Origin of the sequence: Streptomyces sirii (assembly GCF_045690365.1) — a bacterium.
In the GTDB taxonomy this organism is placed as follows: Bacteria; Actinomycetota; Actinomycetes; order Streptomycetales; family Streptomycetaceae; genus Streptomyces; species Streptomyces sirii.
Genome location: NZ_CP147982.1, coordinates 7367162 through 7378987, shown reverse-complemented (window position 1 = coordinate 7378987; position 11826 = coordinate 7367162). Strand labels below are relative to the sequence as shown.

The 11826-nt window shown below is 72.3% G+C and carries 12 protein-coding genes; 6 read left to right on the top strand and 6 right to left on the bottom strand.

The window, feature by feature from the left end; all coding sequences use genetic code 11:
* Position 1: 1 nt before the first annotated feature.
* The 6 genes from WAB15_RS32830 to WAB15_RS32805 form a co-directional block, all read right to left on the bottom strand.
* Positions 2 to 841 (bottom strand): hypothetical protein, encoded by an 840-nt coding sequence (locus WAB15_RS32830; RefSeq protein WP_407288465.1) that lies wholly within the window; start codon positions 839 to 841, stop codon positions 2 to 4.
* Positions 841 to 1092: an acyl carrier protein gene (locus WAB15_RS32825; RefSeq protein WP_384436271.1), complete on the bottom strand. Its 252-nt coding sequence runs from the start codon at positions 1090 to 1092 to the stop codon at positions 841 to 843. Before WAB15_RS32825 ends, WAB15_RS32830 begins: the two co-directional genes overlap by 1 nt.
* 72 nt (positions 1093 to 1164) lie before the next feature.
* A complete protein-coding gene (locus tag WAB15_RS32820; protein ID WP_407288464.1) occupies positions 1165 to 2433 on the bottom strand; it encodes a type III PLP-dependent enzyme in 1269 nt (422 codons plus the stop codon).
* 3 nt (positions 2434 to 2436) lie between these two features.
* Positions 2437 to 3390 (bottom strand): 3-oxoacyl-ACP synthase III family protein, encoded by a 954-nt coding sequence (locus WAB15_RS32815; protein WP_407288463.1) that lies wholly within the window; start codon positions 3388 to 3390, stop codon positions 2437 to 2439.
* A 14-nt stretch (positions 3391 to 3404) separates the two neighbouring features.
* On the bottom strand, positions 3405 to 4403 hold the full coding sequence (locus tag WAB15_RS32810) for an NAD-dependent epimerase/dehydratase family protein (RefSeq protein WP_407288462.1): 999 nt from the start codon (positions 4401 to 4403) through the stop codon (positions 3405 to 3407).
* A 45-nt stretch (positions 4404 to 4448) separates the two neighbouring features.
* On the bottom strand, positions 4449 to 5651 hold the full coding sequence (locus tag WAB15_RS32805; protein WP_407288461.1) for a macrolide family glycosyltransferase: 1203 nt from the start codon (positions 5649 to 5651) through the stop codon (positions 4449 to 4451).
* Positions 5652 to 6280: 629 nt separating this feature from the next.
* Between WAB15_RS32805 and WAB15_RS32800 the strand changes: the two genes are divergently transcribed.
* From WAB15_RS32800 to WAB15_RS32775, 6 genes are all read left to right on the top strand, one after another.
* Entirely contained in the window at positions 6281 to 7144 is an 864-nt protein-coding gene (locus tag WAB15_RS32800) for an alpha/beta fold hydrolase (RefSeq protein ID WP_399148897.1), read from the top strand.
* Entirely contained in the window at positions 7141 to 8388 is a 1248-nt protein-coding gene (locus tag WAB15_RS32795; RefSeq protein WP_399148896.1) for an NAD(P)/FAD-dependent oxidoreductase, read from the top strand. Before WAB15_RS32800 ends, WAB15_RS32795 begins: the two co-directional genes overlap by 4 nt.
* A gap of 35 nt (positions 8389 to 8423) precedes the next feature.
* On the top strand, positions 8424 to 8696 hold the full coding sequence (locus WAB15_RS32790) for an acyl carrier protein (protein ID WP_399148895.1): 273 nt from the start codon (positions 8424 to 8426) through the stop codon (positions 8694 to 8696).
* On the top strand, positions 8693 to 9925 hold the full coding sequence (locus tag WAB15_RS32785; RefSeq protein ID WP_407288460.1) for a beta-ketoacyl-[acyl-carrier-protein] synthase family protein: 1233 nt from the start codon (positions 8693 to 8695) through the stop codon (positions 9923 to 9925). The genes WAB15_RS32790 and WAB15_RS32785 overlap by 4 nt, the downstream gene beginning before the upstream one ends.
* Complete coding sequence (locus WAB15_RS32780) at positions 9922 to 11097, top strand: beta-ketoacyl synthase N-terminal-like domain-containing protein (RefSeq protein ID WP_407288459.1); 1176 nt, start codon at positions 9922 to 9924, stop codon at positions 11095 to 11097. The genes WAB15_RS32785 and WAB15_RS32780 overlap by 4 nt, the downstream gene beginning before the upstream one ends.
* A gap of 83 nt (positions 11098 to 11180) precedes the next feature.
* Positions 11181 to 11780 (top strand): RNA polymerase sigma factor, encoded by a 600-nt coding sequence (locus WAB15_RS32775; protein ID WP_399148892.1) that lies wholly within the window; start codon positions 11181 to 11183, stop codon positions 11778 to 11780.
* The last annotated feature ends 46 nt before the right edge of the window (positions 11781 to 11826 follow it).

Here is an 11826-nt window from a genome sequence, read left to right as displayed (position 1 = left end):
CTCAACCCCCCGATGCATCGGGATCACCGTATAGGACGGCCATGCACCCCTGATCCGTGGTGAGTTCGAGATCACACAGCGCGATCCGGCGGTAACGGGCCTGCCAGTCGACCCAGTTGTCGGCGAGCGCCACCCAGACGCCGGTGGCGTGGGTGCCGGGCGCCGCCTCGTGACGGTTCGGCCCGCGGAGGGCCGGGCCGAGGCGCCGGGCCGCCGAGGGGCCCAGCACCACCAGCGTCCCCTGGGGGTCCTGGTCCACCAGGGCGTTGAGCCGGGCCGTCAGCTCCTCGCGGGTCAGCTCCAGGCGGACGTCCTTGGCGTCCCGCAGCGCCAGGCGCCCTTCGCCGCCGAAGGCCAGCAGGGCGCCGGAGTCCACCAGCGGGCGCTCGCCGTGCACGGCGGGATCGCGCACCGGAAGCGTGGTCTGCTCCAGTACCAGCAGGACGGGCCGCCGGGTGCGGCCGCTGCGCCAGAAGCCGGTCAGGATGCGCAGCGCGGTGAAGGGTGCGGACAGCCCCTGCTCGGAGACGGCGAATCCGTGCGAGTCGTCGCCGAAGAGCAGCCCCGCGTAGGAGGCGGTCACCCCGTACGGCTGGGAGTCGGGCAGCGCGTGCGCGACGATGACGAGGTCCGCGGTGCGTCCGCGCAGCGACGGGTGGTCGGCCAGCAGGTCGGTCAGCTGCCGGTGGGTGTGCTGCGGTCCGGCGGCGAACTGCTCCAGGTCGGCGGTCCGGTCGTACGCGGCGAACAGGTCGCGGTAGAACGCCTGGCTGTGCGGGTTCTCCTCGTACTGCCGGGCCGGCGGGTCGAGGACGGCCGCGGCGCCTTCCAGGCCGGGCATCACGTGGTCTGCACCCTTTCCAGGTAGTCGATGAAGGTCGCCACGGACACGAAGTCGTCCATGTCGATCTCCTCGGGGTCGACGGTGAAGCCGACCTCCTCCTCAAGGGCCATCAGCAACTCCAGGATCGACGTGGAGTCCAGGTGGAGGTCGTCGAAGAACCTCGTCTCCTCCGACACTCCGGGCACGTCACGCTCCAGGACGCCGCTGAGGGCGGACTGAATGGTGCCGACCATCTGCTGGCGGTCCATCACATCTCCTGCGTTCTCGGTGGTGGGCGGGGTTTCTCGGGCGGTCGGCCGGGCTGCTCCGGCGGGCCGGGGTCACATGGGGATGAGCCGTTGCCGGCTCAGCAGGTCCTCCACCGTGTCGCGGACCCGCACCAGATGGGCGCGGCCGGCACGGACCATGACCTCGGCGGGGAACCCGTGGCTGAGGAACAGTCCGGGGGAGGCGGAGGGGCCGTAGGCCCCGGACCGCTCGACCCCGATCAGGTCGCCGGGTTCGAGCGGGGGAAGCAGGACGTTCTTGCCGAGCACGTCGTTCGGTGTGCACAGCGGGCCGGTGACCGTGTAGGGCTGCTCGCCCCCGGCGGGCCGGGTGAGCGCGCGCATGGGGAAGTTGCGTTTGACGAAGCTGCCCACGCCGACGGCGGCCATGTGGTGGTGGGTGCCGCCGTCCGTGACGGCGAAGCGGGTGCCCATCGACTCCTTGACGTCCAGGACCCGGCTGACGTAGGTGCCGCACCGCGCGGTGAGGTAGCGGCCCAGTTCGCAGATCACCCGGGAGCCGGGGTGCGCCTGGAGGAAGTCGCCGACGACGTCGTCGACACCGGCCGCGAGGGCCGGCAGGTCCAGGTCCGTCTCGTTGTCGAAGTAGGCCACCCCGAACCCGCCGCCGATGTCGACGAGCTCGCAGGGCAGGTCCAGTTCGGCGGCGAGCTCCGTCGCCAGCCGCAGGATCTCCCGGGTGTTGTGGACGATGTCCTCGTGCCGCAGGAAGCGGGTCCCCATATAGGCGTGGAAGCCGCGTATCCGCAGGTGCCGCAGTTCGTGCAGCCGGTGCCGCTGTTCGCGCAGCAGGCCTGCGTCCATGCCGAACTGGCGGGGCTTGCCGCCCATCGAGAGCCCCGAACCCTTGGTGGTGAAGTCCGGGTTGATGCGCAGCAGCACCGGCACGTCGGTGCGGCCCGCGTCCCGTGCCGCCCGCTCCAGCCGCCTCAGCTCCGCCGGCGACTCGCAGACGACGGCACGCAGATCGGTGCGTACACAGGCCTCGATCTCGCGCGGGGTCTTGCCGGGCCCCAGGAAGATGACGTCCTGCGGCGCGATGCCGGCCCACAGCGCGGTCCTGAGTTCCGCCAGCGAGGAGACCTCGGCGCCGGAGCCCAGCGCGCCGAGCACGGCGCACACGCTGACGTTCGGGTTGGCCTTGAGGGAGAAGAACAGGTCCGCGCCGGGGTGGAGCAGCCGGCGCACCTCCCGGTAGTCGCGTTCGAGGCGGTCCGCGTCGTAGAGGAAGAAGGGGGTGCCGAACTCCTCGGCGAGGTCGGTGACGGCGAGGCCCTGCACCGTTGCTGATGTGTCCGCCATCGGTCAGCTCCCCCGGTGGGTGAAGACCATGGCGGCGAAGGTCGTGCCGACGCCGACGGAGGCCATGAGGTAGTGGCGGCCGGGCACCAGGCGCCCCTCGGCCTTGAGGGTGGTGTAGTTCAGCAGGACGTCGGAGGCGAAGCAGTGGCTGAAGCGGGGGATGTTGTCGAGGTAGGTCCGCTCCCGGGGGAAGCCCATCGCCTTGATCGTCTGGCGCCAGGACATCATGTTGACGTTGTGCGGGATCAGCAGGTCGATGTCGTCCAGCGTCAGGCCGGCGTCGGCGACGGCCTTGCGCATCACGTCCGCGAACCGGTCGGGGTAGATCTGTCCCAGCTCGGCTGCCTTCTCCTTGCCGAGGCGGACACCGTTGGCGTACGCGCCCAGCGTCCGCGTGACATACGAGCGCACGGGGTCGCCGGGGCCGTCGACGGCCACCAGGCAGGCCGCCGCCGCCTCCCCCATCAGCGCGGTGTCCGGGACGAGTTGGACACCGGGGGTGAAGGACTTCTCGCCGGTGACCACCAGGGCCCTGGCGTCCGGGTCGCCGTCCGACCGGAGCAGCTCTCCGGCGATGTCGATGGCGGCCATGCCGGTCGCGCAGTTCTGCTGGGTGACGGCGAAGGCGACGGCGTGGTCCAGCCCGAGTTCCTTGCGCAGGACCCGCGCGGGGCAGATGCCGTGCGGGGCGATCTGCTGGGTGGCGTGGCCGAAGAGCAGGTACTTCACGCGTTCCTTCGACGGCAGGGCGTCGAGGATCCGGCGGGCCGCGGGCAGCACCAGTTGGAAGAGGTCGACCTCGGGGTCCTGGCGCAGCTCCTTGAGCCCCTGCATGGTGGTGAACAGTCGCACCTTCGACGGGTTGAGCCCGAGGGGTTCCGCCAGGTCCCGCACCGTCACCGTGCGCTCGGGTGCGTGCGCGGCGATGTCTTCCAGTGTGACGAGGGAGTCCGTCATGTGTGGTGTCCTCGTCAGTTGGCCCAGAACGGGAAGGCGTGGTCGAGGAGGAACTCCGGGCCGCTCCGGTCGGCGCGGACCTGGGCCTCGAAGGGCGCCCACCAGGCGCGGTGGTCGCGGTACCAGTCCGTCGTCAGGCCCACTCCGTCCCACAGGTCCGTGGTGGGCTTCCACCCGGTGACCTCGGTCAGGTGGGCGGAGGTGGCCACCAGGGAGCTGCCGCGGCCGTCGGCCTGGGGCACGTCCCGGGTCACGAACGAGCCGCGGCCGGCGGTGCCGATCACCGCCTCCGCGGCCTCCTCCAGCGGGGTGTGGCGGCCGGCGGCGAGGTTGAACGTCTCGCCCCAGGGCCCGTTCTCGGCGAGGTCGAGCAGCACGCCCACGGCGTCCTGGACGGCGAGGAAGTCCCGCAGGCGGCCGGTGACGGCCTCCGACTCGATGCCGAGCAGCGCCTGGGCGGTGATGCGGGGGATGATGCGGTCCGGGGCCTGCCACGGTCCGTAGAGGTTGGTCAGCCGCACGGTCGTCGACACGGTGTCGTAGACGTGCTGGTAGGACTCGGTGAGGCTCTCGCAGGCGATCTTCGAGGCGGCGTAGGGGGACAGCGGCTGCAGTTCGCTGGACTCGGTCAGCAGGTCGCCGTCGTTGCCTCCGTACACCTCGATGGAGGAGGCGAAGAGCAGCGGGATCCGGCGCAGCCGGGCCGCTTCCAGGACGGCGGACATGATGCCGATGTTGTTGGTGAAGGTGCGCTCCGGGTGGTGGAGCGAGAAGTCCACCTGCGGCAGGGCCGCGAGGCTGATCATGACGTCGCAGTCGGGTATCCGGGCGCCCGGCTGCGCCAGGTCCAGGAAGTGGCAGTCGGCGCGCTCCAGGAGACCGGAGGCCTCCAGGCGCCCCAGGCGGTCGCTGACGTCGAGCAGAGTCAGGCGGTGTCCGCGCTGTTCGGCGGCGAGTGCGAGGTTCGTGCCGACGAATCCCGCGGCACCGATGATCGCGATGTTGAGTGTCACGTCTTCCCCGTTCGTCAGGAGAGGGCCAGGTGTGGCCGGGCGAGGTCAGGTCTGCGGGTGCCGCGGCCCTCGGCGCAGGCGGTGCTCGACGAGGTCGGCCGCGGCGGATGCGCCGCCGGAGGCGCGGATCTCCTCGCGCAGCCGGTCCAGCCGGGTGGTGAGTCCGGGGCGGGCGAGCAGCTCCTCCAGGGCCGTGCGGACGGTGCCCCCGGTCAGCTCGTCCTCGTGCAGGCGCCTGGCGACGCCGAGTTCGACGAGCCGGTCGGAGATGAAGAACTGGTCGGCGCCCTGCGGGAGGGTGAGCATCGGCACCCCGTGGCTGAGTGCTTCGACGGTGCCGCCCATCCCGGCGTGGGTGACGAAGGCGTCGGTGTGGGCGAGGACGTCGAGCTGGGGCAGCCACTCGTGGACTTCCACGTTGTCCGGGAGCGGGCCGAGCGCCTCGGCGGCGACGAACTTGCCGGTCTGGAGCACGACATGCCAGTCGGAGCCGGCGAACGCGGCCACCAGTCGCCGGTAGATGTCCGGCCGGTTGGTGAACGTCGAGCCGAGGGAGACGAGCACGGTGCGCCCGGCGGCGGGCGGGGCCCAGGCGGCGGTGTCGCCGCGCGGCCCGAAGCACGGTCCGACGAAGGAGAAGCGGGGTTCGTCGACCTTGTCCGCGTGCGGTTGCAGGGTCCGGGTGATCGAGGCGATGCCCTGCTCGGGAACGAGCCCGAAGTCCGCCACCGTCATGTCGACGCCGTTGCCGGCCAGCCACCGGGAGAAGCGGTCCCGCAGGCGGTGGGCGGCCGGGTCGTCGAGCAGGCCGCGGTAGACCGCCGCGATGCCGTTGTCCTTGCCCTCGTAAGGGACGGCGAACGGCCAGAAGTTGAGAGTGGGGACGCCCCAGCGCAGGCCGAGGACGCGGGCGCCGTACGCGAACACGTCGTAGACGACGGCGTCCGGGCGGTCGGCGTCGAAGGCCCGGGAGAGCTGGGGCAGCGCGGACTCGGCCTCGTCCAGCATCGCGGAGACGATCGCGGTGAAGCCGGTCAGCGACTTCGTCGCGTCGTCGTCGGCGCGCCAGGCCGAGCGGTAGGGGACCGGGCGGGCCCCGGTCGCCTCGACCAGGGGGGCGAACCGCTCCGGCACCGCGTAGCTCACCCGGTGACCCCGGGCGACGAGTTCACGGGCGACGGGCAGCGTCGGGAGCACATGGCCGTGCAATCCGATATTCGTGAAGGCGATGTGCGACTTCGAAGTCAATTGCGGGCTCCTCGCGAACTCGTCGTTACTCTGCGGTAGGTGATCGTGAAACGATCGGAACAGCGGATGCCGTGGCCTTCCTTTGGCGCCCAGAGCGCTTCGCGAGAAAATCGGTGAGGGAAGAGCCTGCATCCCTACAGGGCATTCGCAAGTGCCTTTGGATACACCTGGAGAGCCGATTCTTTCCGGCGGGCGGGGCTCCGGGGCCGCTGGCGCCGGGCGGTCCCGGCGCCGCCCGCGGTGACCTCGAACCCCGGTAAAACCCCCTGGGCCATCGGATGGCAGCAACCTGAACTATGGGTTTCGTCACATTGACAGTGCAGCGCCGCCTTGTGAAGCTGCATTCGCCTCGGGGGATTCATTCTGCGAACTCACGGACGTGTTTCCACGTATCCACATGCGCTCGCCTCCCCCGCGGCGCGGGGCCTCGGTTATTCGGGTTGACCGCATACGGGGAAGGGTTTTGTGGGGGCTATGTATTCCAGATGCAGAATGCTTTGCCAAATTGCTGTGGAAAGCGCGCGGCAGTCCGCGCCTGGTCCGTTACGCCGCCCTGCGGTAGCCGCCTCGCAGAGAACTCGCGGTGCGTTGCTGCGGGCCGCGCTCCGCTCGTCGTGAGGCACCGCGCGGTGACCGCCGCCCGATGGCGGCAGGAGCGCACCGTCCACGCCGACGGCACGGAACTGGCCGTGTGGGAACGGCGGGAGGACCCGGACGCCGGGGCGGCCCCGGCGCCCCATGTGGTGCTCGTCCACGGCTTCGAGGAGGGCTGGGACAGCTGGCAGCCGCTGCTGGAGCACCTTCCACGGACGGTACGGGCGTCCGCGCTCTCGCTGCCCTGGCGGGCCGGCTCCGCGCACACCTGGCCGCGCCACGGGGACGCCGCCACCTGGCTGTCGCGCGCGTTCGACGCCCTGGACCGGCCCCCGGACCTCGTCGTCGCGCACTCCTTCGGCGCCTGCGCCCTGCTCCAGCTGCTCGCCCGCCGCCCCGCACACCCCTACCGCGACGTCCCGGCCGCCTTGGTGGCGCCCGTGTGGCGGGTCGGCGACCGGTCGCTGACCCCCGAGTTCTTCGCCGAGGCCAGAACCCGTTTCCGGCACACCATCACCGAGGGCCTGAAGGTCCAACTCCACACCCGGGGCCGCACGGTGAACGGCGAGCTGCTGCGCATCATGGCCGACAAGGTGCTGGAGCGGGTCGAGCCGGAGGGCTTCCTGCAGTTCTACCTGGAGCTGGCCCGGCTGCCCGACCTGCCCGTGGAACGGATCACGGCGCCGCTGCTCGTGGTCGGCGGACCGGACGACACCGCCGCGCCGGGCGGCGACCTCGAAGTGCTGCGCCGCCGGGCCCGCGACATCACCGTCCACCGGGCCCCGGACCTGGGCCACTTCTGCCAGACCCAGCAGCCGGCCCAGGTGGCCGAGCAGATCAGCGACTTCCTTCCGATGCTCCGACTTCCCCACTCAGCCGAGGAGATGAGGACAGCGTGACCTCCCCACAGGTAAGGGAATACGACGTAGCCATCAGCGGTGCCAGCATCGCGGGGTGCACCGCCGCGGTCCTCCTGGCCCGGGCCGGCGCACGGGTGGCGCTGATCGAACGGCGCTCCTCCCCCGAGGCGCACAAGGTCCTGTGCACGCACTACCTCCAGCCGTGCGCCTACCAGGTGCTCGACGACCTGGGCGTCTCCCCGCTGCTGCGCGAGGCCGGCGCCATCGCCAACCAGGCGCGCTGGTACACCCGTTGGGGCTGGATCGAACCACGCCCCGGCCGGGACGGCGTCCCCCTGGCACACGGCTACAACGTGCGGCGCAGCACGCTCGATCCGCTGCTGCGCTCCTACGCCGCCGACCAGCCCGGGGTCGACCTCCTCTCGGGGCACACCGTCACCGCTCTGCTGCGCGACGGCTCCCGCGCCGCGGGCGTGCGCACCACCTCCGCCGAGGGCGAGCAGGAGATCCGAGCGCGCCTCGTAGTGGGGGCGGACGGCAAGGACTCCGCCGTCGCCAAGCTCGCCGGAGTGCGCGAACAGGCGCACAAGAACAACCGGTTCAGCTACTTCGCACAGTTCCGCGGGGTGCGGATGGCGCGCGAGGAGTCGCACTGCTGGTTCCTCGACCCGGATGTCGCCTATGCGATGCCGAACGACGACGGGATCACCGTCATCGCCATCATCCCCGACAAGAAGCGGCTGCCCGCCTTCCGAGCGGACCTCGAAGGCAGCTTCCTCGACTTCGTCGGGCGGCTGCCCGAGGCCCCCGACCTGAGTGCCGCCGAACGCGTCTCGAAGATCGTCGGCACCACCAACTATCCCCTGGTCAGCCGGCAGGTGACCGCGCCCGGTCTCGCCCTGATCGGCGACGCGGCCCTCACCGGCGACCCGCTGTGGGGGGTCGGCTGCGGCTGGGCGCTCCAGTCGGCGCAGTGGCTCGCCACCGCCGCCCGCGCGGCCGCCGTCTCGGGCAGCCGGGAGGCCATGGACCTGGCGCTCGACACCTACCGCCGGCGCCACCGGCGGCAGTTGCGCGGCCACCAGTTCCTCGCCGCCGACTACGCCAAGGCCCGCCCCTTCAACCCCTTCGAGCGGCTGATGTTCTCCGCCGCCGCCCGGGACGAGTCGATGGCCCGCCATATGCACCTGTTCGCCTCCCGGCTGATCGGCCCGGCGCGCTTCCTCAGCCCCACGGCCCTCGGCCGGGCCGCCGCCGTGAACCTGCGGCACCGCAGCGCGTGAACCCGCCGAACCCCCCGAACCCCGAGGAGCAACCCATGACCACGTCGCACCCCACCGTGACCGAAGAGCAGGCCCGGCAGCTGCGCGAGATCGTCATCGACGTACTGGAGCTGGAGCCCGAGGAGCTGACGGAGACCAGCCACTTCGTCAACGACCACGAGGCCGACTCCCTGCTGGCCATCGAGATCCTCGCGCGAATCGAACAGGACCTGGACGTCGAGATCCCGCAGGACCAGCTCCCGGAGATGGTCAACCTCACCGGGGTACGGGACGTCTTCGCCCGCAACCAAAAGGGTGCGGATCAGTGAGCCGGACCGCGACCCGGCCGGGCCGGCGCGTGGTGATCACCGGGCTGGGGGCCGTGAGCAGTGCCGGTATCGGCGCCGACGACTTCACCGCGGCCATCCGGGCCGGCCGGTGCACCACCGGCCCGATCACCGGTTTCGACGCCGGAGGCTTCCCCCACCGCAACGCCGGCGAGGTCACCGACTTCCGGCCGCGGGAGTGGCTGTCCCGGATCGATCCCGAACGGTGGGGCCGCAGCGGCCAGTTCGCCGCCTCCGCGGCCCGGCTGGCGGCGCTCGACGCGGGCCTCGGCCCCGAGGACCTGGCCCGCGCCCGGGCGGGCTCCGTCATGGGCACCACCAGTGGCGAGTCGGCCGCCGTCGACCAGCTGGTCGGCGAGTGGCACGACGACGGGCTGAAGTCCCTGACCCCCGCCGTGGTCCAGGCCGTTCCGGCGGGCCGGATCGCCGCCGCCGTCAACACCGAACTCGGCCTGGAGGGCGAGGCGTTGACGCTCGCCACGGCCTGCTCGGCGAGCAACTACGCGCTCGGCTACGCCTGCGACATGGTCGCGCAGGGCGAGGCCGACTTCATGTTCGCCGGTGGCGCGGACTCGGTGAACCGCTGGGCGCACGCCGGGTTCTACCGGCTCGGCGCGCTCGCCGAGGAGGTCTGCCGCCCCTTCGACGCCGAACGGGCCGGCATCCTCACCGCCGAGGGCGGCGTCGCCCTCCTGGTGGAGCCGTACGAACGAGCGGTCGCACGCGGCGCCCGGATCTACGCCGAGGTCCTCGGCTACGGCCTCAACTGCGACGCCGACCACATGGTGCACCCCAACGCCGCCACCATCGCCCGCTGCATCCGCCAGGCCCACCAGAACGCCGGTGTCGCCCCCGGGCAGATCGACTACATCTGCGCCCACGGCACCGGCACCCGTACCAACGACGCCACCGAAGTCGCCGCGGTGCGCGAGGTGTTCAAGGCCGACCTGCCGCCGATCAGCTCGATCAAGTCGATGATCGGCCACACCATGGGGGCGGCCAGCGGCTTCGGGGCGCTGATCTGCTGCCGGGCCCTGTACGACGGCTTCCTGCCGCCGACGGCCAACGTCGAACGAGTGGACCCGGAGCTGGGCCCCGGCCTCGACCCGGTGCCGGGCACGGCCCGGCCGGCCGCACCTCAGGTGGTCCAGAACCACGGCTTCGCCTTCGGCGGCAACAACGCCATCGTCATCCTGGGGAAGGCCGCATGAGCACCGACACCGCCCGACCGCCGCTGTCCGCCGACGACCTCGCCCCGGCACCGACCACACTGGCTGTGACCTCCGCCGCGGCTCTGTCCCCGGCGGGAGTCGGCAGCGCGGCGCTGACCGCCGTCCTCGACGGGACCGTCAGCGCCGGCCCGGCGGCCGCCGAGGATCTGCCGGACTTCGGCGGGGAGACCCTGCCGCCGCGGCCCGTGCGGGCCGTCCCCCCACTGGCGTACGAGGAGCTGCTCGGCCGCAAGGGCCTGCGCAACCTGGACCGTACGACCCGACTCGCCCTGGTGGCGTGCGATATGGCGCTGGCGTCGTACCCCGGGACGGTCAGCCCGGGTGCGGGCGTGGTGATGGGCACGGCGACCGGTTCGGTGCGCAGCTCCGGCGAGTACTCGCTGCGGACCCTCCAGGCCGACCGCCCCTACCTCGTCAACCCCAGCCTCTTCCCCAACACCGTGATGAACTGCGCCGCCGGCCAGGTCGCCATCCGCAACGGACTGCACGGCGTGAACGCCACCGTCGCCGGCGGCGCGCTCGCCGGCATCCAGGCGCTGCGCTATGCGCGCAACGCCGTCCGGCAGGGGCAGGCCGCATGCCTGCTGGTGGCCGGTGCGGAGGAACTCAGCGCGCAGAGCGGCTGGGGCTGGCAGCGCTCCGGCGCGCTGCGGCCGGACTTCCCGCTGGGGGAGGGCGCCGCCGCGCTGGTCGTCGAGCCGGAGGAGCGGGCCCGCGCCGGGGGCCGCCCGATCCTTGCCCGGGTGCTCGCCGCGGAAGTGGGCTTCGCACCCCGCGGGCGGCTCACCGCCGCCCTGGCCGGGTGCATCCGCAGGGCCCTGGAGCGCAGCGCGGTCGCGCCGGCCGACGTACGGTCCGTGGCGCCGGGGGCGACGGGGCAGGTCGGCGCCGACCGCCTCGAACTGCGCGCCCTGCGGGCCGCGCTGGGGGCGTCCGGCCTCCCGCCGGCCGTGGACGTCCGGCAGGCGGTGGGCGAGACCTTCAGCGCGACGGTCCCCCTCCAGCTCGCCGCGCTGGTGGAGACCTGGCGGCAGCGCGGCGCCCACCCCGGCGAGGCGGCGCTGATCACCGCGCTGGGCCACGACGGCTCGGTCGGCTGCCTCGTGGTGCGCGGGCCCGCGGACTGTGCGGTCCGCACCGATCCCAGGTGAGGCAACGCCCCGACACGACACGGCACTTCGGGCGGCGGCTCCGCTCTCCCAGCGATTCACCACCTCTTGTGAAAGGACATTCCATGTCACCGTCGCTGACGGAGCGGTCCGATGCCACCACTCTCGCCACCGCCGACCTCATCGAGTCCTGCCGCGAGGGGAGTCAGACGGCCTGGGTGGCGCTGGTGCGACGCTTCTCGCCCCTGGTGTGGGCGGTCGCCCGCTCGCACCGGGTGAGCAGGACGGACTGCGAGGAGGTCTTCCAGCAGACCTGGCTGCGCGCCTACCAGGGGCTGCACACCCTGCAGTCGCCCGAGCGCTTCGCCGCCTGGCTCACCACCTGCGCCAAGCGCGAGAGCCTCAAGCAGCGTGAACGCGCGCTGCGATATGTGCCGGTGGGTGGGCCGGAGGTCTTCGACCGGCCCACCGCCCCGGACTCCGGCCCGGAGAGCGCGGTGCTGTCCAACGAGCGCCGGGACGAGGTGCTCGACGCCCTCGGCCGGCTCTCGGCCCGGGACCAGGCGCTGCTGGGCATGCTCAGCGCCGACGAGGAGTGCAGCTACGACGAGGTGAGCCGCCGGCTGGGGGTGGCCCGCGGCTCGGTCGGCCCGCTGCGGGCGCGGGCGCTGCAGCGGCTGACCAAGCAGCTGGCCGCCGCGTCCGCGGAGTCCGGTACGGGGTGAACCGGCCCCGCCTCGGACACAGGCGCACCGCAGGCCGTCAGCCGGC